Source organism: Paenibacillus glucanolyticus NBRC 15330, assembly GCF_004000885.1.
GTDB lineage: Bacteria > Bacillota > Bacilli > Paenibacillales > Paenibacillaceae > Paenibacillus_AQ > Paenibacillus_AQ glucanolyticus.
The window spans coordinates 284,231-308,781 of the sequence record NZ_BIMC01000001.1 but is presented as its reverse complement, the minus strand read 5'-3'; the positions used below and the strand labels follow the sequence as shown (position 1 = coordinate 308,781).

Below are 24,551 nucleotides of genomic sequence, written 5' to 3'. Positions count from 1 at the left end.
GAGGCATGCGTGTAACTTGCAGCTTCCTATCAATTTGCTCAAATTATTGAATAAATTTTCGGTAAAATGTATATTTATTCTCAACAGGTTATAGGGAGTGGTAGATATGCATAAGCGAATTGAAGAACTGACACTGAATGCGTGGCCGGCCATCCAGACGGTGGTCCAGCATGGCTGGTTGCTGCGATTTGCAGACGGTTTTACGAAGAGGTCCAACTCAATCAGCGCGTTATATTCAGAACATCCGATAGATCTTCACGCGCAGATTCATCTATGTGAGAGAAGTTATGCAGATACCGGACTTGATGTTATTTTCAAAATCACGCCATTCAACCCGCCCGATCTGGATTCAACATTAGATTCTATGAATTACTCTGTTGTTGATCCATCCAGTGTCAGAATCCTGGAGCATTTGCGTGATATCGAGGCCCCTACTCATCATGAAGTGACCGTTCAGGAGCATGTAAGCGATGACTGGCTTCATAATCTGGGAGTGATAACGGGACAGTCAGAGCAGGATCTGGCAACTACGAGAAGGTTGTTATGTCAATCTGTTATTCCATACGGATTCTTTACTCTATATGATCAATCCAAGCCCGTAGCCTGCGGGATTGGAGCTTTGGAGCAGGGGGTTCTCGGGCTTTATGATATTGCCACCTCGCCAGCTGCCAGAAATCGGGGTTTCGGCAAGCAGCTGGTGCTGCACATCCTTCAATGGGCAAAAGCGAAAGGTGCAACTTGCAGTTATCTGCAAGTGATACAAAATAATGTTGCAGCTAACCGTTTGTATGATCGGTTACAGTATAAAGAGATTTATACGTATTGGTATAGACGTAAACAGGTAGCGCGTTAGGTGCTTGTAGGGGGTTCGAGCCTCTGTGCCTCGCGCGCCGGGGGTTACTCTGTATCAGTAACCGTTGTATAATCATGGAAGAGGCTGCAGAAAACCCGGTTTTAGAGGAAGCAGTCTAAGCCGGATTCGTTAAGGAAATGAATGTAGGAGGACTATTTTGAACAATTATACAATGACCGATCCGCAAGGCAAACCCTTTATGATTGAATGTGAGGATATTGTTCTTAGGGAATATATGCTGGAGGATCTGGATGCCATATACAAGATCACGCATGAACCGGAGATCAGGCAGTACCTGCCGGGTTGGGATGTGCCGAAGGAACAGCGCCTTGATTGGCTGACCAACTATGAGATGGTTGAGAATCGACAGTTCCTGCAAGCCGTTCAGGACGGCGGGGATGTGGGCGAACTGCGTCTGCGATTAGTTATTGTGTTGAAGGATACCGGAGAGACCATTGGCTGGTGCAACACAGGACCCAAGGACGGGCTGCCTTATCCTAACAGGGAAATCATGTATGGAATGTCCAACCGGCATCACAATCACGGATATACAACCCAGGCTGCTCGTGGATTAATCGAGTTTTTGTTCCAGAATACAGGGGAGCTCGAATTATGTGCTGCTGCTCTGCCCGGCAATGAGGCTTCCAATAAAGTTATCAGAAAATGCGGGTTTACGTACGTCGGCGAGGTCGAGCTCGATCAGGAGCTTCATCATTACTATAGGCTCAGCAAAGAGGGTTAAGGAGGTAATATGAAAACTCTTGCCTTGGGAGCAGGGATATTCATCGTCGTTGAGCTGCTGCTCATTATGCTCTTGGCAGTGGATGAGTGGATCATGATTATGCTGGCTGCAGGTGTTATGATTACATTGTTATCTTTAATACTCCATTATCAGATGAAGCTGGTAAAGAGTGGCAGGGATTATGTGGTCCATCAAAAAAGACAAAAGATTCATGAACTGAATCAAAAGTCCAGAGAACATCTGCCATCCGAATCGGCATCGGAGTAAGCAGCGTAAACAAGAATAAAGCATGCGAGGAGGCACATCGTTGCGATATAAGGTTATATTATTCGATGCAGATGATACGTTGTATGACTATGCCAAGTCGGAGGCTTTTGCATTGTCAGGTTCATTTGGCGAGATCGATCAGGAATGCACGGCCGCTATCGTGGACAGCTACAGGCGTATTAACCAGCAGTTATGGAACGAATTCGAGCAAGGAAGCGTTACGCAGAGTGAACTGCGAACAGCCAGATTCGAAAGGCTGCTGGCCGAACACAGCATTGAATGTGACCTGGATGCCGATGCATTCAGTCATACCTACATTAAGTATCTAGGACAGGGCTCATACCTGATCGAAGGGGCAAAAGAGCTATGCAGTCAGCTTGCGGAACGCGGGCAGCGAATGGCCATCATTACGAACGGAATCAAGGAAGTACAGTTTAACCGAATTCACGGTTCTGCGTTATGTGATGCCTTTGAATGTATTATCGTCTCGGAGGATGCCGGTTCTCAAAAGCCCCACGAAGGGATTTTTGATTATGCCTTCGATAAATTGAACCACCCCGATAAGAAGGAGGTCCTCATCGTTGGTGATTCTCTAACTTCCGATATACAGGGCGGCATTCGTTACGGGATTGATACTTGCTGGTATAACCCGCATCGTAAGGCAAACTCCACGTCCATTCAACCCAAGTATGAGATCCATACGCTGGAGGAGTTACACGATATTATATCGTTTTAGAGGATCGGTTTCGATGGGCAGGATGAATATGGAGGTATCATGATCATGATCCATATTATGGACTTCTTCAGGAACAAGATTGTAAACTTGTGTTGGAGCTAATGGGGCGACATCCACTGCAATTTCCTGGCTTTGTCCAGCGATTGTATCCTGAAAGGTGGAATCTTTATTTAAAACATAAGGATGATGCGAAATACTGGGTGGCTGTTAGGGATACAGAAGATGTTGTGGGTCATGCTGGATACATATGGAATTCTGATCTGAAAAGATATGAAATTGTTGGTGTGGTGGTTTCTCCGTTATATCAACGGCAGGGAATTGGCGCCGGCATACTGGATGCCGTATGTGCAGGCATTCGGGATCGAGGCCATTTCACAGCCGTTTTATTCACCTTGGGTCACCCTGGGAATGAAGGTACTCTCAACTTTTACAAACGCCTCGGATACCAACAAACCCGTTACGAGCTTAATTATTTTGCCGAAGGGTATTCACGAGTAGGGTTTGAGAGAACGTTGTTGTCTACATGATTGGGAGGAAGGTGCTGGTGTGGTTCAATGCCCATGGTGTGCGAGCGATGTAGCTTTGATTGACCAGACGTGTCCGGTATGTAAACACGAGGTATTGCCTGAGCATCTGATATCTGGGCCGGATGAAGAGACAAGCGTCCAGAGTGATCCATTAACTGAAGCGGGCTGCCTCAGCATGGAGGAATTGATGATCAGCAAATTCAATTGCCGACGCTGTGGTCATCGGGATTGCATCTCGCAGGAAGTTAGCATGAGCGGTACCGGTGTTAGCAAAATTTTCGATATCGATTATCACCATTATTTGTTCGTATCCTGCACCCGGTGCGGATTCGTAGAGGTATTCAATCCCGATGTCCTGCGGGGCCATAAATCCGGGGCGCTGGGAACGGTGCTGGATATCATATGGGGTTAAGCAAGAAACAATACAACAAAGGGGTATGAACATGATACAAGCTTTTATTTTCGACATGGATGGCGTCATTATTGATAGCGAGCCCATGCACTTTGAAGTGGATATTCAGGTTATGAACTATTACGGGTCGGCTATAACCCATGAACAGCTGGAGCAGTACGTGGGGATGACCAATCCGGAGATGTGGGCAGCCGTGAAAGAACAGCATAATCTGACTCCATCCGTTTCAGAAATTATTGAATACCAGTTGTCCAACAAAATCGAAATGCTGACTTCAAGTGAGATGGAGCCTATCGATGGCATACGGGAACTCCTGGCAGAGCTCAAAGCACGGAATATTCCGGCGGCTATTGCGTCATCATCGCCACCTGTATTCATTAAGGCCGTTCTCCGCAAGTTTGATCTGCTAGATCATTTTGAATGCGTTGTGAGTGGAGAAGAAGTGGAGAGAGGGAAGCCAGCACCGGATGTATATCTCAAGGCTGCCGAATTGTTGGGGGTGAAGCCACAAGATTGCATGGTGCTTGAAGATGCCCGCCATGGTGTTGCCGCAGCGAAAGCGGCAGGGATGAAATGCATCGGCTTCGTGAATCCGAATTCGGGAAATCAGGATTTATCCCAAGCCGATTATGTGGTGCATGCCGTTTCGGAAGTTGCGCAGATCTGCCAATTCGAATAGAATATTACCTAGAGCTTGGCCGCGAATTGCGGCTGGGCTTTTTTTTGTTTTACACCAAATGGACATAAACCCAACTTATTGATCATAAAACTCGTTTATACTATATCTACTATATTATATCTACTATTAGTATCTAGACCTAAGTCTAGGATGAATATCGTCTGAAGACGGAAGATAACCCTCTCCGATCATGATATCCTTGCATTAACAAGACACGGGAGAGGAATGTGAACGGATGCTTACTGATTTGATTCTAAACAACGATATCGCACAATATACGGGTTGCGTAGGTGGTAACCAAGCAGAGGAGATAAGGCCTGATGGATTTTTTACGTAATTTAGGCGATATCGGATTATTTATTCATGCCATGATCGATGCGATTATTTTTCCGATTCCGGCACTGTTCTCGCAGCTGTCCCTGAGCGCTCTGAGCCCGGACCGGGCGATCTGGCTCGCGACGATCGGATTTGCAGGGTGTTTGATTGGAACGCCTATCGGTTATGGAATTGGAAAAGTTTCCGGCAGTTTAGTCTTAAACAAGATCATGAAGAAAAAATGGTATGATTCAGCAACCGCATTGTTCACCAAGCATGGCGAAGCTGCCATACTTGTTGGAGCTTTCACGCCAATTCCCTTTAAAATATTTACCATTCTATCTGGCTGCATGAACTATCCTTTATGGAAACTTCTCAGTTATGCGGCTATCGGCCGCGCAGTGAAGTTCTATACCGTGGGCGTGCTGTTCTATGTTTACGGCCGCGCAGCTGAGAATATGGTGGATAGTGTACTCACGATTATTCTGTTATCTGTTGGGATTCTGATCGGGGGCGTTTGGTTCACAGTACGGATGATTAAGAACCGCAAGAAAAAACGCTCTGAGACCTCAGTGGTGCAGCCTCCAAAAGATTCGATTGATGTGACGGCAGGTGAAGAATGATTGATGGTTCGATGATGAAGTTTTGATTAACGAATAAGCAACACATAACGTTAGATAAGGAGTAATATCAATGAGATCCATAAATGAGCAAAAAATATTAATATTAACCGGAAGCCTGGGAGAGGGTCACAACCAGGCGTCGAAGGCCATTGTGGAGTCAGCTAAAAAAAACTACCCTCATCTGCGCGTTAAAGTAATGGATTATATGGAGCTAACCCATCCACGGCTGCATGTGGCAGGCCAGTATTTCTTTGTGCAGTGGATGAAGCATTTCCCATCCGTCTACGGTTATCTATTTCAAAAAACACGTGAGGAAAACACCCTAATTCAGATGCTGAAGCGCTTCAGTACTTTCAGCCTGCATAAACTCAGCACAATGCTGGAGACGGAGAAGCCGGCAATTGTAGTCAGTACGTTCCCCCCGGCAGCAGCAGGCATGTCCTTATTGAAAGCAATGGGCTTTACCGATGTGCCAACGGCTACCGTCATGACGGATCACACGGATCACAGCTACTGGATACATTCTCACACGGATTATTATATGGTGGGTTCTGATGTCGTACAGCTTGCACTGGAGCGCAAAGGCGTGCCAAGTAAAAAAATCTCAGTCACCGGAATTCCCGTCAATCCTCTCTACAGCCAACCGGTGGATCAGGGCCGGCTGCGAGACCATTACGGCATACATGCATCTGAGCAGGTTGTGCTGATCATGGGCGGAGGAGAAGGCATGATCGATAAAGAGGTTATCGAATGGATGAAATCACGGGAATACCCGCAGAATGTGCGATTTATGATCGTGTGCGGCCGTAACACGAAGTTGTATCAATCGCTGCAGGAGGATTTTTCGGATCATTCCCAAATAACGGTCATGGGTTATGTAGATCGTATGCATGAATTGATGGCGATGGCTGATTTGATGGTGACAAAACCAGGAGGACTCACCATATCCGAAGCGTTGACGATGGAGCGTCCTATGTTATTAGTTAAACCGCTGCCGGGTCAAGAGCAGGATAATGCGGATTATCTGGTGGGAATCGGCGTGGCTCAGCAAGCCATGGCTGGTGAACTGAAACAGCAATTGCTGAAGTTGATTACGACTCCGGCACTTCTGCAGGAGATGAAGCACAAAGCCGCAATCAATACCCATAAAGATTCCGCACTATCGGTTCTGACCAGATTGCTCCATATTCAACAGAGCTATCGGCTTCGCGAATGGTCAGACGACATAACAGCTGTACCGTACGGGGTGCTGAACAGAGAGGTCTTTGAGAACGAGGCCCTACACCATTACTATGACAGTTATCGGTAAGATGAAGGAGTTTATCCATGAATTTGTTGGAATTGGTTGAGCAGTTATTTGAACAATATGGTTATTTGGTGTTATTGATTGGGCTGCCCCTTGATTTTATTGCTCTTCCAATTCCTCCTGGAAACAGCACCTTAACCTACACCGGGTTCCTGACCTATAAGGGGATCGTTGAGATGGTCCCTGCATTTGGATCAGCTTTTATAGGGGCAGCCATAGGGTTAACCATTACCTATATCCTTGGATATAAGCTGGGGATGCCGCTCATAGAACGCTATGGAAAATGGCTCTTCATTAAGCCATCCCTTGTGGAGAAAACACAGGTGTATTACAACAAGTATGGAAATAAGCTGCTCATTATTTGTTTTTTCATCCCCGGGGTGAGGCAATTCATCGGGTACTTTATCGGCATGATTCGAGTACCTTACCGGACGGTATGGATCTATGGATACACGGGGGTCGCAGCGTGGGTAATATCCTTCTTCAGCATAGGTTATATCTTTGGCGAGCAGTGGCAGTATATTCTGAATGTGGTCGAACATTATCTGAAGGTAATCTTTATCTGTCTGGCTTGTTCCTTTCTTATCCTGCTTGTGTGGAATCGCGTTAAACGTGAGAAAGCCAAAAAGCTCTCCAATGCCACCAGAAATGAATGAATGGCATGATTTGCATTTTAAAATAAAAGGTCTGCAGATTTGAATGCCCTTGCAACCGCTGCTTACAGCGTAGCTGCACACATACATAATGCGTTTAAAGAGATTTAGGTAAGTGATTGAATAGAATAAACAGGACATGGGAGGGAGAGTTATGAGCGAAATCATACCTTTATTCAGAGTATTCGATGAAACGAAGGCGAAAGAATTTTATATCCAATATCTTGGATTCACCTTGGATTGGGAACATCGCTTTGATGATTCCGCACCGCTATACATGCAGATATCCAGGGATTCGTTAAAAATCCATTTGACGGAGCATTATGGAGACTGCTCACCCGGCGCAGCCATTCGGGTGGACCTGGTAGGGATTGAGCATTTTCATGAACAACTGATCCAGAAAAATTATCCATACTCCAGACCTGGCATCGAGATCGCGCCTTGGAACAGTAAAGAGCTGTGTGTCATTGACCCATTCGGTAATAAAATCATTTTTTATGAAGAGTCGTAATAATCGATAGAGAAGCCAGGTTTAATCCTGAATGCGTTTTGGACGCTGCGTAACTGATCGGATCGAGGAGATTGAAGTGCAGCAAGTAGAAGAACATAGAAGTATTCCAATGAAACGGCTCGGCTCGCAATAAGCGGACAGGCCGTTTTGTTTGGTTGTAGAAGTATTCATTCACGAGGTATCCCTGCCTGAGAAGCATACTGATAAATTCTGCTCAGTCCTTCCTCAATCTCTTCTGTTGTGAGGTTCCCGTACCCTAATACAATACCGGTTGGAGTGGAGGGGCTCGGCTTGGTGATCCTGTATTTCGAAATCGTTTCAGCTTGGAAGCCGTATGCAGCCGTATCATTCCAAGGAAGAAGAGCGTACGCTTTCGGATGAAAAGAGATCTGAAGATGCATGCCTGCCTCATCGCCCAGAATGGAAATATCATTACCGAATAAGTGCTGAAGCCGTTCCGTCATGAAATTCCTGCGTTTCTTGTACACTTTCTTCATCTTATGGATATGTCGTTCCAGTTGGCCATCCAGAATGTACTGACTTAATGCCTTTTGAATGATAAAGGGTGTGTGCAAATTCAGTTTATCTTTCACTTCGGCAATGGTATCGATTAGACTCGGCGGAACAATTATAAATCCGATCCGAAGACTGGGCGATAAGGTTTTGCTAAACGTTCCCACATAGATGACTCTGGAAGGGGAGAGGGTCTGTAGAGGGGGTACAGGAATTCCCCGAAGACGGAACTCGCTATCATAATCATCTTCAATCACGAATGAGTCCGCTTCTTCAACCATCCGGATAATCTGATGTCTGCGTTGAATGGACAGCAGGCTCCCAGTAGGAAACTGGTGTGACGGTGTTAATAAAACAAGATGACCCGGAGTGATACTCGTAAGGAAGTCGATACGCATTCCGTTGAGATCGACTTCAACAGGGACAAGACGATAGTCCATCAGCTTAAAAATCTCTTGTGTAAAATCGATTGTTGGATCTTCTATGTACAAGGAATGAAACTTTGGAGCGAATGATTTGGCCAGGAGAAAAAAACCTTCGGAAGCGCCCGAAACAATCATGATTTGTTCGGCTGTGCATTGAATGCCCTTGGAGCGGTATACATATTCGCATATCGCGGACCGAAGCGATAAATCGCCTTGGATATGACCGTAATTATGTTCTTCAGACAACGTGCCTTCTGCTGCTTCTTTCAAGTATTTCGCCCAGATTTGCCTAGGGAACCATTTTTGGTCAGGAACCCCTGTCGCAAAATCAATGATTTGTTCACGCTCCGGTTTAGGCTGTGGTTGGACTGCCGCTCCGCTGGAAATTGTGGGAATACGCGAATCGGAAGAGGGGAAGATTCCTTCGGCCACATAGGTGCCAGATCCTGCCCGACCATCCAGATATCCTTCGGCTGTCAGCTGCTCATATACCTCGATGACAACATTGCGCGCAATTCCCCATTCCTTAGCGAAAACGCGAGTGGGAAGCAGTCTGGTTCCAGCCGACAGCTGCCCCGATTCGATGATCATTCGCAACTGCTGGCATATCTGACGCGTCACCGGTACCTTAGATTCACGGTCCACATAAATGCCGTACACGATTTTCCTCCTCTAATTGGTTCCTGTATAACAGCGAATATTGGATCTAATCATAAACCATTGTCCTTATTATAATGATGTTGAAGTGATCCGAAAAGGGAGGAAATGACATGAACAGGATGTTAGGCAGATCGGAAATATCCGTAAGTCCGCTTGGGTTGGGATGTTGGGCAATCGGTGGGGAATTTACGTTAGATGGCTTGCCGGACGGATGGGGGGAGGTCGATGAGTCTGAATCGATTGCAGGGATTCATGCAGCGTTAGAAAGGGGTGTAAACTTTTTTGATACTGCGGATGTATATGGAACAGGGCATAGCGAAGGGGTGCTTGGTCGTGCGTTGAGGGGAAGACGACACGAAGCGGTCATTGCTACCAAATTCGGATATACCTATGATGAGTCAACCAAGGAAGCATTCACTCGTCACGATGTAACACCAGAATATGTTCGTCATGCGTGTGAGAGGTCCCTGAGACGTCTTCAAACGGATTATGTTGACATGTACCAAATTCATGTAGGTGGTTTAAGTTTAGAGGAAATCGATACAGTCATCGATAGTTTGAATGAACTTCGTCAAGAAGGGCTGATCCGTACATATGGCTGGAGCACATGGGATGTAGCCAATGCCCAAATCTTCGCTCAAAAATCGGAAGCAGCTGCCATACAGCACGTATTGAATGTGCTTAGTGATGATAAGGAAATGCTCTCTCTATGTGAACGTTATGGTCTAGCCAGCATTAATAATACTCCTCTGGCTATGGGCCTCTTGAGCGGAAAATTCAATCATGATTCCAGATTCAGTGATCAGGATGTAAGGGGAAGCCGTCATGAATGGGTTACCTATTTTAAGAATGGTAAGGCGGTACCTTCGTACCTCCAAAAGCTTGAGGCAGTCAGAGAGGTCTTAACGAGCGGAAATCGAACTTTAGTTCAAGGGGCGCTTGCATGGATTTGGGGGAGAAGTCATGTGACAATTCCGATCCCAGGTTTTAAAACCAGGAAGCAGGTGGAGGAATTGATCGGGGCAGCTGCTTTTGGACCTTTGTCGGAGGCGCAGATAAATGAAGTCGAAGGAATACTAGGTTCGTCATGAATGGCATTGGGTGTTGAAGAAAATAGGTCCGCCGGGAAACATCCGGGGGACTTTTTTTGCTTGATGATCACGCTAAATATTTTTAATCATTCAAGGGTAGGCGTTATTTCTCATATACTTATGCAACCGAGTCGAAAACGAGGAGGTGAAATTAGCTGAGAAGAAAATGGGTTCTTCGGAAATCGCTCAGAAATAAGCCTAAACAGCGTGTACTTCAACGAAAAAAAATAATGAAAAAGATCAGTCGCCAAAAATCGCTTCGGAAAAATCGCTTGGTCATTTCAAGACAATCTCGGTCACATCATAGAAAGCAACGACATCATCATCACCATAAAAGAAAACGTGGGAAATGTATACGAAAAGTAGTTCTCGCTAGAAGAGGACCCAGAGGTATAACGGGAGCTCCGGGGGTCAGGGGACCTCAAGGACCCATTGGCTATAGCGGAGCAGATGGTGGTGCAGGAGCAACAGGAGCAACAGGTGAAGGATTAAATGGAATTGTCAGTTTTGATCCAGGATCAAGTTTATTCTATATGCAAGGTCAGGTCGTTACTTATAACGGCAGCACCTACCTTGCAAATGTCACTTCGCCTCAAGGCGTTCCGGGCATGTCGCCGGATTATACATTGCTTGCTGCTGCAGGCGCAGGCTTAAACGGGGTTATACCATTTGATCCAGCTCAAGGTCAGTCTTATCCGTTGGATCAAGTCGTGACATACAATGGTAGTACGTATTTGGTCAATGTCGCCAATCCCACGGGGATCCCCGGAGCATCGGCAGATTATACCTTGCTGGCGGCAGCCGGCATGAGCGGTGAGGTAGGAATAACAGGAGCGACGGGCCCGACCGGCGAAACAGGTGCTACAGGGATGACGGGTACCAGAGGAGATACGGGAGCAACGGGTGTAACCGGTTCGACTGGTGCGGCAGGAGCCACGGGAGCAACTGGTCTGGCTGGAGTAACAGGAGCAATTGGAGCCACGGGACCGATTGGAGTTACAGGAGTTACGGGATTAACAGGTCCGACTGGAGAACCAGGAGCAACCGGTAGCGCAGGAGTCACTGGGGCTACGGGAGCAACTGGCCCAACGGGAGGAACTGGTAATACAGGAGCAACTGGCTCGACCGGTCCAACTGGTGCAGCAGGAGCGACGGGAGCTACAGGCTCGACTGGAGTAACTGGTAACACGGGAGCAACCGGTCCGGCTGGAGGAACCGGGGCAACTGGCGTTACAGGAGTAGCGGGAGCTACAGGTCCAACAGGAGCGACGGGCTCAGCAGGAGCAACTGGTGCCACTGGAGTTACGGGGGTAACCGGATTAACAGGTCCAACAGGCGTTACAGGATCCACCGGTCCGACTGGACCAACAGGGGCAACAGGTTCAGCAGGAGTCACCGGAGCTACGGGATTAACGGGTCCAACGGGAGTAACAGGCCCGATCGGTGAAACAGGTTCAATCGGTTCAACAGGAGCTACTGGCCCAACGGGAGTTACAGGTGCTACGGGAACCACTGGTGCAACCGGGGCAACAGGCGTTACAGGAGCAACCGGCGTTTCAGGAACAACAGGAGTAACTGGATCAACGGGAGTCACAGGCCCAACCGGGGCAATAGGCCCGACTGGAATAACCGGAGTTACGGGAGTCACTGGTCCAACAGGCGTTACAGGTCCAACAGGAAGCACTGGTGTCACAGGAGCAACGGGATCCACAGGCGCAACTGGATTAACAGGGGTAACGGGATCCGCTGGCCCAACTGGTGCGACAGGTTCAACGGGAGTCACCGGAGCAACAGGAGAAACCGGAGCAACAGGTGCGAGTGGTGCAACAGGTCCAACAGGAGCAACCGGGCCGATTGGTGTAACTGGTAACACGGGTTCAACCGGCGCGACAGGATCCACAGGCTCGACTGGTCCAATGGGAGTAACTGGAGTTACAGGTTCAACAGGCCCGACAGGAGCAATCGGCGTTACAGGTCCAACAGGAAGCACAGGTGTCACAGGATCCACCGGTCCAACGGGTCCGATCGGTGTAACTGGTAACACGGGTTTAACCGGCGTTACAGGATCTACAGGCTCGACCGGAGCCACAGGAGTTACGGGAATAACTGGTCCAACGGGCGTCACAGGAACAACAGGCGCAACTGGATTAACAGGGGTAACGGGATCCGCTGGTCCAACTGGTGCGACAGGTTCAACGGGAGTCACCGGAGCAACAGGAGGAACCGGAGCAACAGGCGTGAGTGGTGCAACAGGTCCAACAGGAGCAACCGGGCCGATTGGTGTAACTGGTAACACGGGGGCAATAGGGCCAACCGGCGTCCCGGGAACAACTGGGATAACCGGCCCAACGGGATTGACAGGAGTCACAGGAACAACCGGAGCGACGGGAGTCACTGGACCGACTGGAGCAACAGGTTCGATCGGGCCAACAGGAATCATGGGTTTAACGGGATCTACGGGAGCGACAGGTGCCACCGGAGCAACCGGTCCAACGGGAACAATCGGTATAACTGGTAACACGGGAGTAACAGGTGCAACCGGATCCACAGGTCCGATCGGAGCAACCGGTCCAACGGGGCCGATCGGTGTAACTGGTAACACGGGTTCAACCGGCGTTACAGGAGCTACGGGCGCAATGGGAGCCACAGGAGCTACCGGAGCCACCGGAGTTACGGGAGCAACCGGTCCAACTGGAGTTACGGGAGCAATCGGTCTAACAGGTAACACAGGAACAACAGGTGCAACCGGAGCAACAGGTTCAACAGGCCCGACAGGAGCCACAGGATTTACGGGAGTAACTGGTCCAACAGGAACCACCGGTTCCACAGGGGCAACGGGAGTAACAGGCCCAACCGGTGCGACAGGAGCCACCGGGTTAACCGGGGTAACAGGCGCAACCGGTGTTACAGGAGCAATAGGAGCCACGGGTTCAACAGGATCTACTGGCGCAACGGGCGCGATAGGAGTCACCGGAGCAACTGGAGCAACAGGTTTTACCGGAGTAACCGGTAACACGGGGGCAACCGGAATCACTGGCCCAACCGGCGCAACAGGAGTAATAGGAGCCACGGGTTCAACAGGCCCGACTGGAGCAACGGGGGCAACTGGGTTAACCGGGGTAACAGGCCCAACTGGCGTGACAGGAGCCACCGGGGCAACCGGTGTTACAGGATCCACAGGCTCGACCGGTTCAACGGGTGTAACAGGCGTTACAGGTTCAACTGGCCCGACCGGAGCCACCGGAGTTACGGGAGCAACAGGATCCACAGGAACAACAGGGAGCACTGGTAGCACAGGAGCAACAGGTCCAAATGGGTTAACAGGAGTAACAGGCCCAACCGGCGCGACAGGAGTAACTGGATCAACGGGAGTCACAGGCCCAACGGGTGCAACAGGCTCGACTGGAGTCACCGGAGCAACCGGCGCAACAGGGGCAACCGGCGTTACAGGAACAACAGGAGTAACTGGAGTCACCGGTCCGACCGGTGTAACCGGAGCAACAGGAGCAACAGGAGCAGCAGGAGCCACCGGAGTAACAGGCTCGACTGGAGCAACTGGGGCTACTGGAATAACCGGGCCAACAGGAATCATGGGTTTAACAGGGTCAATCGGGCCAACCGGAGCCACAGGGCCAAGTGGACCGGTCGGGGCAACAGGAGTCACCGGAGTTACGGGATTAACCGGTCCAACAGGCGTTACAGGTGTCACAGGATCCACCGGTCCGACCGGAGCCACAGGAGTTACGGGAATAACTGGTCCAACTGGCGTCACAGGAACAACAGGCCCAGCTGGATTAACAGGGTCAACGGGATCCACTGGCCCAACTGGTGCAACAGGCCAAATGGGATTAACCGGTCCAACCGGAGCAACCGGAGCTATTGGCGCCACGGGTTCGACAGGAGCAACAGGTCCAACTGGCGTTACAGGAGTAACTGGAGTCACCGGTCCGACCGGTGTAACCGGAGCAACAGGAGCAGCAGGAGCCACCGGAGTAACAGGCTCGACTGGAGCAACTGGGGCTACTGGAATAACCGGGCCAACAGGAATCATGGGTTTAACGGGAGCGATGGGCCCAACAGGAGCAACAGGCTCAACAGGGTTAACCGGTCCAACTGGGTTAACTGGAGGAACCGGAGCGACGGGAGCGACAGGAGCGATTGGTGCAACAGGGTCAATCGGGCCAACCGGAGCCACAGGGCCAAGTGGACCGGTCGGGGTAACAGGAGTCACCGGAGTTACGGGATTAACCGGTCCAACAGGTCCGACCGGAGGAAATGGAGTGACAGGAGCAACAGGCTCTATCGGAGGAACAGGTTCTACAGGCCCAACCGGCGTTACAGGTTCAACTGGTCCAACGGGATCCACAGGCTCAACTGGTGCAACGGGCGCTACGGGAGTTACAGGTCCAACAGGAGGAAGTGGGGTAACAGGTGTAACAGGCCCGACTGGGGTAACCGGAGTAACAGGTGCAACTGGCGTTACAGGAGCAATAGGGGCCACGGGCTCAACCGGAGCCGTCGGGGCAACCGGTGTTACAGGGTCCACAGGTTTGACCGGTCCATCGGGAGTAACCGGAGTAACAGGTTCAACTGGCCCAACCGGAGCCACAGGAGTTACGGGATTAACCGGCCCAACTGGATTAACAGGAGTAACGGGATCCACTGGCCCAACTGGTGCGATAGGTGCAACGGGAGTTACAGGTCCAACCGGAGGAACCGGGGCAACTGGTGTAACCGGTCCGACTGGAGTTACCGGATCAACAGGAGGAACCGGAGCGACGGGAGCAACAGGAGCCACAGGAGTTACGGGAGCAACAGGAGCAACCGGGTTAACAGGCCCAACCGGCGTTACCGGAGCAATAGGAGCCACGGGTTCAACAGGATCTACTGGCGCAATGGGCTCAACAGGAGCCATCGGGGCAACCGGTGTTGCAGGAATAACAGGAAGCACAGGTGTCACAGGAGCCACCGGAGTAACAGGTCCAACGGGACCAATCGGTGCAACCGGAGCCACAGGTCCGACTGGAGGAACCGGAGTAACAGGCGTCACGGGTTTGACGGGACCAACAGGTTCAGCAGGAGTAACGGGTGTTACAGGTGCAACCGGCGTAACAGGCCCAACTGGTGCAACGGGGTCAACGGGAGTAACAGGCCCAACTGGTGCAACGGGGTCAACGGGAGTAACAGGCCCGATTGGGGTAACCGGAGGAACGGGGGCAACTGGTGTCACTGGTGCCACCGGAGTTACGGGATTAGTAGGTCCAACTGGTATCACAGGAGTAACCGGGATAACCGGTCCAACCGGAGCAACTGGAGCTGTTGGCGCCACGGGTTCGACAGGAGTAACAGGTCCGACCGGTGTAACCGGTCCAACGGGTCCGATCGGTGTAACAGGATCCACAGGCTCGACCGGAGCCACAGGAGTTACGGGAATAACTGGTCCAACTGGCGTCACAGGAACAACAGGCCCAGTTGGATTAACAGGGGTAACAGGATCCACTGGCCCAACTGGTGCAACTGGCTCAGCGGGAGTTACAGGTGTAACTGGAGTCACCGGTCCGACCGGTGTAACCGGAGCAACAGGAGCAACAGGAGCAACCGGGCCGATTGGTGTAACTGGTAACACGGGTTCAACCGGAGCGACAGGAGCCATTGGGGTAACCGGTGTTACAGGATCCACAGGAGTCACAGGTCCGACAGGAGGAACAGGGGCAACTGGTGCAACAGGCTCAACGGGAGTTACAGGTCCAACAGGTCCAACTGGGTTAATAGGAGCGACCGGCCCGACTGGTGTAACTGGTAACACCGGGGCAACCGGAGTAACGGGCCCAACCGGCGCTACAGGATCCCCAGGCTTGACTGGTCCAACGGGAGTCACCGGTCCAACTGGAGTTACAGGAACAACAGGAGGCACTGGCGTCACAGGAGCAACCGGGTTAACTGGAGTAACAGGCCCGACCGGCGTTACAGGTTCAACAGGCCCAACAGGTGCCACCGGAGTTACCGGATTAACCGGTCCAACTGGCATTACAGGAGTTACGGGAGCAACAGGAGCAGCGGGTGTAACGGGCCCGACTGGAGCCATTGGTGCAACCGGCGTTACAGGTTCAACAGGTGCGACAGGTTCAACGGGAGGAACCGGAGCAACCGGGGTAACAGGCCCAACCGGCGCGACAGGAACTGCCGGAGTCACCGGTCCAACTGGTTTAACAGGAGGAACCGGAAGTACGGGTCCAACCGGAGCAATCGGAGCTACTGGTGTCACAGGAGCAACCGGCATAACCGGTCCAACTGGAGTTACGGGAGCAATCGGTCTAACTGGTAACACAGGCCCAACAGGCCCAACAGGTGCAACCGGAGCCACAGGCCCAACAGGCCAAACTGGTGCAACGGGAGTAACAGGAGGAACAGGAGCCACCGGCCCTACGGGTTTAATTGGTGTAACTGGTAACACGGGAGCCACCGGTCCAACAGGCCCAACCGGCGTTACGGGGGCAACAGGAGCAACGGGCCCGACAGGAGCCATTGGTGCAACCGGCGTTACTGGAGCAACAGGAGCCACGGGTTCAACGGGGGTAACCGGCGTTACAGGTTCAACTGGCCTGACAGGTGCTACGGGAGTTACCGGTCCAACAGGAGGAATCGGTGTAACCGGTCCAACTGGTGCAACTGGCTCAACGGGAGTTACAGGTCCGACAGGAGCGACAGGTTCAACAGGTGTAACAGGCGCGATTGGTGCAACAGGTTCAACTGGTGCAACCGGCGTTACAGGTCCAACAGGAAGTACTGGTGTCACAGGAGCAACTGGGATAACTGGGGTAACAGGCCCAACGGGGCCGATCGGTGTAACTGGTAACACGGGGGCAACCGGTGTTACAGGATCCACAGGCTCGACCGGGTCAACGGGTGTAACAGGCGTTACAGGTTCAACTGGCTCGACCGGAGCCACCGGAGTTACGGGAGCAACCGGTCCAACTGGTTTAACAGGAGCGACAGGCCCGATTGGTGTAACTGGTAACACGGGTTCAACCGGAGTAACAGGCCCAACCGGCTCGACTGGAGCCATTGGAGTAACCGGTGCTACAGGATCCACAGGTTCGTCTGGTCCAACAGGAGCAACGGGTGTAACCGGTCCTACGGGAGGAACAGGGGGGGCAGGAGCAACTGGAAGAACTGGTTCAACCGGTCCAACCGGTCCAACCGGCTCGACTGGTCCAACGGGTGCAACAGGTTCAGCAGGAGTAACAGGCATAACAGGAAGCACTGGTGTCACAGGAGCTACTGGCCCAACAGGGGCAACAGGTGTAATTGGACCAACAGGAGCAACGGGGTCTACGGGCGCAACGGGATCCACAGGCGCGATTGGTGCAACAGGCTCAACAGGATTAACTGGCCCAACCGGAGCGACAGGCCCAACCGGTGTAACCGGTCTGACTGGAGCAGCGGGTCCAACAGGAGCAACGGGTGTAACCGGTCCTACTGGAGGAACAGGGGAGGCAGGAGCAACTGGAAGAACTGGTTCAACCGGCCCAACCGGTCCAACGGGTCTGACGGGAGTAACCGGAGCTACGGGAGCCACCGGCTCATCTGGTGTAACCGGACCAACCGGTGCCACTGGAGCAACTGGTCCAACGGGCCCGACGGGAACTATTGCTCTAGGTTATGGTTCCATTTATGGTTCCCCTACTACGTTAATCACGGTTGTTGACAATACACCTGTAGCTTTTACAACAGCAGGGCCTACCCTAAATACGACAACGAGCGTGGCATCAGGTACGATTACGGTTAATGCGTCCGGAGTATATATGGTGGACTTTGTAATAACCGTTCATCTAACCACAACTCCTACACTGTTGGCTTCGGCGAGTCGCCTTGTCAGCTTCTATGTGCAAATCAATGGCACTACGCAAGAACCGAGAAGTGTTTCCAGTTTTTCCATTGAAAATATCTCTGGTATTGGGGCAACGTTAGTAACCAATGGGGAAGCTTCAAAATCTTATTTAACTACTTTGAATAATGGCGATGTTCTGCGTATTATCATGGATACTTCGGGGGCAAACAGCTCTGCCACATATTCGGGCCAAGTGTTTAATGTCATTCGCATTTCGTAGTCAAAAATGATGGGGGGCGGCACATTCACCAAAGTGCGGCCTGCCTCCCTTTTTTCTCAAAAAGACTGCAAGCCATGTCCATTATAATTCGAGAATTGAATCATTAAAAATTATTGAGGATGGGCATAGCAAATGCTTTTGGAAAATTATATTATGTAAATATAATTTCTAGCTCAGCAGCTGTAGCAGTTTATACAACATCTTCTATATAATAGAGAAGAAGTTCTTATCAATTCATACGATAAGGGATGATACCATGCAGATCGGAGTGAGGAACATGGATATGAGATACCCCATAGGGCAATTTGAATGGGAGGGACAGTCGTCACCGGAACATAGGAATCACTGGATTCAAGAGATTGAGGGGATGCCTGGGAAACTGCGGACAGCCGTTCAAGGTTTGTCTGAGGAACAGCTTAACTTGGCCTATCGTGAGGGTGGGTGGACCATACGTCAGGTCGTTCATCATCTTGCAGACAGTCATATGAACTCCTATATGAGGTTTAAACTCGCTTTAACAGAAGACAATCCAACCATCAAACCGTATGACGAGCGGCTGTGGGCAGCGCTTCCGGATTCCATGACGGTGGCTGCTGAAGTATCTTTGGCCATGATTGAAGGCATACATACCAGATGGGTCGCTTTATTAAACAGTATGGACCATGAAGACTTTCTAAGAACGTTCTATCATCCCGAGAACCAGCGAACGACTCATCTTGAATACGCCACGGCCATGTATGCATGGCATGGGAATCATCACATAGCACATATTACTTCTGCAAGAGAACGGTTCACAATATAGCGTGACAATACATATTACTCCGTCTTATGGCGGAGTTTTTGTATGCAATGATGTCGCAATATCAAAATCAACTGTCGCAATTTTACACTGTGAATCGGCTAATTCATGTGTTAGATTAATGGCATGATGTCTTAATATTAGATACTGAGGTGACCATAATGATTAGAATCGGAAAAATTAGTTATTGGCATGTGCACGCATGGGATTACACAAAACAGGCGCAGGAGCATCCGGATGCACAAATCGTAGCCGTATGGGATGAGAATCCGGAACGCGGTAAAAAAGCTGCGGAGCAGCAAGGAGTACCCTTCTTTGAATCCTTGGATGAAATGCTGCAAAGCGATATCGATGCTGTCATCGTGGATGCACCAACATCCATGCACAGAGAAGTGATGCTGAAAGCTGCGGCAGCCGGCAAGCACATTTTTACGGAGAAAGTAGTGGCCGCTACCCTTCAAGAGGTCAATGATATTATGAACGCGGTAAATGAGAATCAAGTCAAATTAACGGTATCACTCCCCCGCTTGAATGATGGTTACACCTTGGCGATCCGTGAACTGTTGCAAGAGGGACTACTGGGTACCGTAACACTCGTTCGTGTCCGCTTGTCTCATAACGGCGCAACGGCAGGCTGGCTGCCTGAGCATTTCTATGGTCTGGAGGAAACTCGTGGAGGAGCCCTCATTGATCTGGGTTGCCATCCTATGTATTTGACACGCCTGTTCCTGGGAGAAGAAGCGGTTGATGTTCATGCGAATTTTGGCTACATAACGGGTAAAGAGGTCGAAGATAACGCCGTTGCTACATTATCTACAGCTACGGGTGCTGTTGGTATTGTGGAGGCTGGTTTTGTTAATAACTTCTCGCCGTTTACGATTGAGATTCACGGTACAGACGGAACGATTCTCTATGGTACGCCAGACAGTAAACTTCTTATCCGCTCAACGAAGAAAGAAGAATACAAGGAAGCGTGGGTTGAACTGCCAGTACCAGCAAATCGTGCAAGTGCTTTTGAACAGTGGATCTCTCATATTCAGGAAAATACCGTTGCAGAGGAAAATATCGCATATGCGGTTGAATTAACGAAATTGATGGAGGCTTCCAACCGTTCGGCCAAGGAACATCGTGCGATTCGTTTGGATGAACTGCAAGCTTAAGTTACAAGGGTGATGTATCAGCATGAATAATCATTTTCCATATGAGTTTATGAAAGATCGGCAAGATGCCTTGGAGAGACTTGATCTGAGGGTCTATTGGGGGCGTTATGAGATCCGGGTTCTTCGATTTCATCTCACCACCTTCCCTCCGGGGAAGATTGTGTCCTTCCATAAACATGCTGAATATGAGTTTCATTTCATACCGCGTGGCAAAGGGACCGTTATTATGGAAGAGAATCCCTATGCCTTGAGGGAAGGAATGTTTTATTTAACGGGTCCGAATGTTCTCCATTATCAGGAAGCGGACGCAGCAGAGCCCATGGACGAATTATGTCTGCATGTGGACATTATTCCGCATGACGTAACACCCGATGATCCGGATCGTCTGTTATGGCCGGCTGCGGATCCTTGGGAGATGGCGGAGGCTGACGACTGCATGGAAAAGCTCAGGGGGCTGCCGCTGAAGCCGTCGATGGATATCCATCGGGCGATGCCTTATTTTCTGGAGGCTTACCAAGCTTCTCAGGAAAAATATCCGGGTCTGTACACAACGATCAAGCAGTGCATTATTCAGATACTGCTGCGTGCCGTACGCGCGTATGAATCCGAGCCATCCGAAGCGGAGTTGCCTTCACGAGACATGAAGGCTTACCGCTATCAATTGGCACTGGAGTATATCCATGCGAATTCCTCGGGTGAGGTCGTTCTGGATGATGTCGCGGAGAAATTGCATATCAGTTCCAGGCAGCTGCAGCGGATATTCAAGGAGCAAGCGGCTGGGCAATCCTTCAGTGAAATTCTTGAACACGTCCGTTTAGAAGCGGTGTGCCGGAAATTAATCGATACCAATTGGTCTATTGATAAAATCGCGATTCATGAAGGCTTCTCGAGCGGCAGTTATTTGCATACCGTGTTTCGAAAGAGATACGGCTATACGCCAACAACATATCGGGCAATGAATGTGAAATTGTAGGGGGAGTATCACATATGGGCAAAAGCATTCGAATTGGAATTATTGGAAGCGGTGGCATTGCAGGAGAGCATGCAAAGTACTACAAACAAATTGAAGACGTACAGATTGTCGCTGTAGCGGATATTTTACCAGGAAGAGCAGATCAGTTCATTGAGCGTTGGGGACTTCAGGGGGCAATCGGATTTGACGATCACCGCAGGCTCCTTGATCTGGATCTGGATGGTGTGAGTATCTGTACGCCAAATGTTGCTCATCACAGAACAACGATCGATGCGCTCTCAGCCGGCAAACATGTCATGCTCGAGAAGCCGATGTCGGTCACCTTGGATGAAGCTATCGAGATGGTTCAAATCTCGAAGAAGACCGGGAATATACTCAATGTGGGCTTTCAACCGCGCTATGACCCGAACATGGGAATCATTAAGAATCTGATCCAGAATGGTGAGCTCGGCAAGGTGTATTATGTGGAAACGGGAGGCGGCCGTCGCCGTGGGATGCCGGGTGGAACCTTTATCCGTCAGGAAATTGCCGGAGCAGGTGCCATGGCGGACATCGGTTGCTATTCCTTGGATATGGCATTGAATGCGCTTGGATATCCAAAGCCGTTAACGGTATCGGCCTATACCTCTAATCACTTCGGAACGAATCCTAAATACCACTCGGAATCCGGTGCGTTTAACGTGGAGGACTTCGGCGTTGCCATCATTCGGTTCGAAGGCGACATCGTATTGAACTTTAAGACGTCCTGGGCTATGCATATGGATACCTTGGGAGCAACCATGTTCCTTGGAACGGATGCGGGCATGAAGATTACGCCGGCTGGATCAGGACCCTGGAGTGGCGTATGGGATGGGAAAGTAGGCTCAATCTCCTTATTCCATGACATTCAAGGGCATCATACCGAAAGCGCAATTCCGTTGATCAGCCACCAGCTTAACGTATTCGAAGAGAAAATCAAAGATTTCGTAAGCGCCGTGCGCGAAGGCAAGCCAGCACCGATACCCGGAGAGCAGGTGCTTCGGAATCAAGCAATCCTGGACGGCATTCTGCGCTCTTCCCAGAGCAAAAAAGAAGTGGATATCCACATCCCGGAATTGGATTAGTGGCAGTTCAGCCGCGTATACTGCGCGGCTTTTTTGTTGTCATCATAACGGTAAATTTCCAGATCTACGCTTCCAATTTCCATATGGATATGATAGTATGGAACAGAACATTTGTTCTTTATTTGAGGATAATTACAATTTTAATTTTACAATATCCATGACATGAAGGATGGTGCAGGGCATGATGACTGAGCGATATTCAGAAATCGACGAGGTAATCGCTTATATTCACAAGAATATTTACGAACCGCTTCCCTTGTCATTACTGGCGGGTTACATTGGATACAGTCCTTATCATTTCTCTCGTATATTCAAGGATCGGATCGGACTGCCGCCCCTGTATTATGTCTCATCACTTCGTTTGGAGAAAGCCAAGGATTTACTGCTGCACACGCACCTCAGCATCCGGGATATCGCCCTGGAGATTGGGCAGCAAAGCCTGGGTACATTTACGACCCGCTTCTCCGAGAGAGTGGGTGTAACCCCCTCCCAGTTTCGGAACTCCATGGAGGAGGCGGACAAGCATTTGTTATCTTTGCAGAGTCTGAACGACTGGCGAGAATCCATGCCGATTCAGAATCCCAACTTGACGGTTGAGGGAACGATAGAAGCAACAGCCCCATTTCAGGGAGTTATTTTGATAGGCTTATTTGCCAAGCCCATTCCAGAAGGATTTCCTCTATATGGAACACTGCTTCCGTCTGTTGGCTCATTTCGATTTACCGACGTAAGCCCGGGCACATATTATCTGATGGCTACTTCTGTGCCATGGGGTATGCAGGCAGTTGACTTCTTGCTTCCGCAATCCACCACCTTGCGTACCCGTTCAAGGGAACCGATCATCGTTACATCCAACTCGAAGACCCGGCATCTCCAAGTGACTCTGCATGTTCCCCGGTTAGATGACCCACCGATTCTGATTTCCTTGCCATTATTAATGAACCATTTCCTTAAACGGGTTGCTCCCATGTTACGATAATTATGATGATCTTCAGCTTTGACTCAGAGACTTCTCAGAGGGAAGCTGGAGTGATGGCAGCAGCCATCCATCATGCGTATTGCGTTGACAATTGCGTTCTGATTCATGATACTTAAGTCAGACCGAACCGCTTTAGCCATATATTAAGCAAAGCACGAAGATTTGAGGTGGCATCTGTGATTATCGTAAGCTCTTGTTTAGCCGGGTTGAAGGTTCGTTATAACGCTACGGACAGCCTGGATACCCATATTCAACTGTTAGTGGAAGCGAAGAAAGCGGTAACCGTATGCCCGGAACTTCTTGGCGGATTCTCAACTCCGCGTGAGCCAGCAGAGATCATCGGCGGTAACGGTGATGACGTCCTGTCAGGAAGTGCCAGAGTAATAGAATGGTCCGGCAGAGATGTGACGGAGATGTATATAAAGGGTGCATATCAGGCTCTTCAAACGGCACAAAAGCTCGGAGCACTGCTTATCGTTCTGAAGGAGAACAGCCCCTCCTGCGGCAGCGCAATGATCTATAATGGAGAATTTGCCAATGTGAAGCAAGCCGGTTATGGCGTAACAACAGCTCTTCTGCGCAGGGAAGGATATACCGTTATTTCTGAGCACGAGCTCAGCGTGTATGCAGCACAGCCGGAATACTCCGCTCTGTTTGCTGAAAGATAAATACAAGGTATTTCGTCATGGTCATATAATTATGTTAGAATCATCATACCGACTGTGATCATTGTCGTGATTCTTTATATTGGAGGGAACTATGGAACTCATAAATCAAGCAGAAGTCCAACAAATGATTGATAAATTGAAGGATCAGGATTTATATATTCATCTTGAGATGACAACAGGCGCCTATGCTGCCCATCACGATAGCACAAAGCACCCTGCTGCCAATTTTATTACAAATGCAAGTATTCGTTATACCGCTGGTTCAATATCCGGCAACGGTCCTTACCGGGTTGGTTTAAAAATGAATCAAGGCTGGATATATACCGAAGGACTTACCCATTTTGAACAGGCTGATACCGATAGACTTATCATGGCGGGCCATGATAGTCAGGGGAAGCTGGTTGTTGCTTTGCAGCTGAGCCGGGAGCCTTTTTAATAGAGAGAG

21 protein-coding genes are annotated in these 24,551 nt (G+C 50.0%); 20 read left to right on the top strand and 1 reads right to left on the bottom strand.

All coding sequences use genetic code 11. From position 1 onward, the window contains the following. The first annotated feature begins 106 nt into the window (after positions 1–106). From PGL02S_RS01335 to PGL02S_RS01285, 11 genes are all read left to right on the top strand, one after another. Positions 107–853, top strand: coding sequence for a GNAT family N-acetyltransferase (locus PGL02S_RS01335; RefSeq protein ID WP_036637289.1), 747 nt, complete (start codon positions 107–109; stop codon positions 851–853). A 157-nt stretch (positions 854–1,010) separates the two neighbouring features. After that, positions 1,011–1,595 carry a GNAT family N-acetyltransferase gene (locus PGL02S_RS01330; protein ID WP_228030000.1) on the top strand — a complete coding sequence of 195 codons (585 nt, stop codon included), beginning with the start codon at positions 1,011–1,013 and terminating at the stop codon, positions 1,593–1,595. Between the two features lie 9 nt (positions 1,596–1,604). Further along, the gene (locus PGL02S_RS01325; RefSeq protein ID WP_036637290.1) at positions 1,605–1,862 is read left to right on the top strand and encodes a hypothetical protein; all 258 of its coding nucleotides are present in this window, start codon (positions 1,605–1,607) and stop codon (positions 1,860–1,862) included. A gap of 40 nt (positions 1,863–1,902) precedes the next feature. After that, entirely contained in the window at positions 1,903–2,598 is a 696-nt protein-coding gene (locus PGL02S_RS01320) for a YjjG family noncanonical pyrimidine nucleotidase (RefSeq protein WP_036637291.1), read from the top strand. Between the two features lie 101 nt (positions 2,599–2,699). After that, a complete protein-coding gene (locus tag PGL02S_RS29075; RefSeq protein WP_051449094.1) occupies positions 2,700–3,125 on the top strand; it encodes a GNAT family N-acetyltransferase in 426 nt (141 codons plus the stop codon). A gap of 19 nt (positions 3,126–3,144) precedes the next feature. Further along, positions 3,145–3,537 carry a zinc ribbon domain-containing protein gene (locus PGL02S_RS28620; protein WP_006210853.1) on the top strand — a complete coding sequence of 131 codons (393 nt, stop codon included), beginning with the start codon at positions 3,145–3,147 and terminating at the stop codon, positions 3,535–3,537. Positions 3,538–3,568: 31 nt separating this feature from the next. Further along, positions 3,569–4,216 carry an HAD family hydrolase gene (locus PGL02S_RS01305; protein WP_006210852.1) on the top strand — a complete coding sequence of 216 codons (648 nt, stop codon included), beginning with the start codon at positions 3,569–3,571 and terminating at the stop codon, positions 4,214–4,216. Positions 4,217–4,536: 320 nt separating this feature from the next. After that, positions 4,537–5,154: a YqaA family protein gene (locus tag PGL02S_RS01300; RefSeq protein ID WP_036637293.1), complete on the top strand. Its 618-nt coding sequence runs from the start codon at positions 4,537–4,539 to the stop codon at positions 5,152–5,154. Positions 5,155–5,224: 70 nt separating this feature from the next. Next, positions 5,225–6,463 (top strand): MGDG synthase family glycosyltransferase, encoded by a 1,239-nt coding sequence (locus PGL02S_RS01295; RefSeq protein ID WP_006210849.1) that lies wholly within the window; start codon positions 5,225–5,227, stop codon positions 6,461–6,463. 17 nt (positions 6,464–6,480) lie between these two features. After that, positions 6,481–7,116, top strand: a complete 636-nt coding sequence (locus PGL02S_RS01290) for a DedA family protein (protein WP_036637295.1) — start codon at positions 6,481–6,483, stop codon at positions 7,114–7,116. A gap of 136 nt (positions 7,117–7,252) precedes the next feature. Beyond that, complete coding sequence (locus PGL02S_RS01285; RefSeq protein WP_255308604.1) at positions 7,253–7,624, top strand: glyoxalase superfamily protein; 372 nt, start codon at positions 7,253–7,255, stop codon at positions 7,622–7,624. 167 nt (positions 7,625–7,791) lie between these two features. Here PGL02S_RS01285 and pdxR read toward each other — a convergent pair whose 3' ends face one another. Then, on the bottom strand, positions 7,792–9,222 hold the full coding sequence (pdxR, locus tag PGL02S_RS01280) for a MocR-like pyridoxine biosynthesis transcription factor PdxR (protein ID WP_036637297.1): 1,431 nt from the start codon (positions 9,220–9,222) through the stop codon (positions 7,792–7,794). Positions 9,223–9,332: 110 nt separating this feature from the next. Here pdxR and PGL02S_RS01275 point away from each other — a divergent pair, with 110 nt between their 5' ends. The 9 genes from PGL02S_RS01275 (at position 9,333) to PGL02S_RS01235 (ending at position 24,542) form a co-directional block, all read left to right on the top strand. Continuing rightward, positions 9,333–10,313: an aldo/keto reductase gene (locus PGL02S_RS01275; RefSeq protein ID WP_006210846.1), complete on the top strand. Its 981-nt coding sequence runs from the start codon at positions 9,333–9,335 to the stop codon at positions 10,311–10,313. 533 nt (positions 10,314–10,846) lie between these two features. After that, the gene (locus PGL02S_RS28615; protein WP_255308603.1) at positions 10,847–18,424 is read left to right on the top strand and encodes a collagen-like domain-containing protein; all 7,578 of its coding nucleotides are present in this window, start codon (positions 10,847–10,849) and stop codon (positions 18,422–18,424) included. A gap of 277 nt (positions 18,425–18,701) precedes the next feature. Then, on the top strand, positions 18,702–19,226 hold the full coding sequence (locus PGL02S_RS01265) for a YfiT family bacillithiol transferase (RefSeq protein WP_194166098.1): 525 nt from the start codon (positions 18,702–18,704) through the stop codon (positions 19,224–19,226). Between the two features lie 158 nt (positions 19,227–19,384). Then, complete coding sequence (locus PGL02S_RS01260) at positions 19,385–20,383, top strand: Gfo/Idh/MocA family protein (protein WP_006210593.1); 999 nt, start codon at positions 19,385–19,387, stop codon at positions 20,381–20,383. A 22-nt stretch (positions 20,384–20,405) separates the two neighbouring features. After that, positions 20,406–21,356, top strand: a complete 951-nt coding sequence (locus PGL02S_RS01255) for an AraC family transcriptional regulator (protein ID WP_036637303.1) — start codon at positions 20,406–20,408, stop codon at positions 21,354–21,356. 14 nt (positions 21,357–21,370) lie between these two features. Further along, entirely contained in the window at positions 21,371–22,459 is a 1,089-nt protein-coding gene (locus tag PGL02S_RS01250; RefSeq protein ID WP_006210591.1) for a Gfo/Idh/MocA family protein, read from the top strand. A gap of 181 nt (positions 22,460–22,640) precedes the next feature. After that, a complete protein-coding gene (locus tag PGL02S_RS01245; RefSeq protein WP_051449095.1) occupies positions 22,641–23,438 on the top strand; it encodes a helix-turn-helix transcriptional regulator in 798 nt (265 codons plus the stop codon). Positions 23,439–23,614: 176 nt separating this feature from the next. Next, a complete protein-coding gene (locus tag PGL02S_RS01240) occupies positions 23,615–24,106 on the top strand; it encodes a 2-thiouracil desulfurase family protein (protein WP_036637305.1) in 492 nt (163 codons plus the stop codon). A gap of 91 nt (positions 24,107–24,197) precedes the next feature. Then, positions 24,198–24,542, top strand: coding sequence for a YojF family protein (locus PGL02S_RS01235; protein WP_006210588.1), 345 nt, complete (start codon positions 24,198–24,200; stop codon positions 24,540–24,542). Positions 24,543–24,551 lie beyond the last annotated feature (9 nt).

Excerpts from the sequence above, each read along its gene's own strand:
- PGL02S_RS01305 (WP_006210852.1), top strand. The coding sequence starts at position 3,569 with ATGATACAAGCTTTTATTTTCGACATGGATGGCGTCATTATTGATAGC.
- PGL02S_RS01290 (WP_036637295.1), top strand. The coding sequence starts at position 6,481 with ATGAATTTGTTGGAATTGGTTGAGCAGTTATTTGAACAATATGGTTAT.
- PGL02S_RS01285 (WP_255308604.1), top strand. The coding sequence starts at position 7,253 with ATGGGAGGGAGAGTTATGAGCGAAATCATACCTTTATTCAGAGTATTC.
- PGL02S_RS01295 (WP_006210849.1), top strand. The coding sequence starts at position 5,225 with ATGAGATCCATAAATGAGCAAAAAATATTAATATTAACCGGAAGCCTG.
- PGL02S_RS01325 (WP_036637290.1), top strand. The coding sequence starts at position 1,605 with ATGAAAACTCTTGCCTTGGGAGCAGGGATATTCATCGTCGTTGAGCTG.
- PGL02S_RS01260 (WP_006210593.1), top strand. The coding sequence starts at position 19,385 with ATGATTAGAATCGGAAAAATTAGTTATTGGCATGTGCACGCATGGGAT.
- PGL02S_RS01255 (WP_036637303.1), top strand. The coding sequence starts at position 20,406 with ATGAATAATCATTTTCCATATGAGTTTATGAAAGATCGGCAAGATGCC.
- PGL02S_RS01335 (WP_036637289.1), top strand. The coding sequence starts at position 107 with ATGCATAAGCGAATTGAAGAACTGACACTGAATGCGTGGCCGGCCATC.
- PGL02S_RS01300 (WP_036637293.1), top strand. The coding sequence starts at position 4,537 with ATGGATTTTTTACGTAATTTAGGCGATATCGGATTATTTATTCATGCC.
- PGL02S_RS29075 (WP_051449094.1), top strand. The coding sequence starts at position 2,700 with ATGGGGCGACATCCACTGCAATTTCCTGGCTTTGTCCAGCGATTGTAT.
- PGL02S_RS01235 (WP_006210588.1), top strand. The coding sequence starts at position 24,198 with ATGGAACTCATAAATCAAGCAGAAGTCCAACAAATGATTGATAAATTG.
- PGL02S_RS28615 (WP_255308603.1), top strand. The coding sequence starts at position 10,847 with ATGCAAGGTCAGGTCGTTACTTATAACGGCAGCACCTACCTTGCAAAT.
- PGL02S_RS01275 (WP_006210846.1), top strand. The coding sequence starts at position 9,333 with ATGAACAGGATGTTAGGCAGATCGGAAATATCCGTAAGTCCGCTTGGG.
- PGL02S_RS01245 (WP_051449095.1), top strand. The coding sequence starts at position 22,641 with ATGATGACTGAGCGATATTCAGAAATCGACGAGGTAATCGCTTATATT.
- PGL02S_RS01250 (WP_006210591.1), top strand. The coding sequence starts at position 21,371 with ATGGGCAAAAGCATTCGAATTGGAATTATTGGAAGCGGTGGCATTGCA.
- PGL02S_RS01265 (WP_194166098.1), top strand. The coding sequence starts at position 18,702 with ATGGATATGAGATACCCCATAGGGCAATTTGAATGGGAGGGACAGTCG.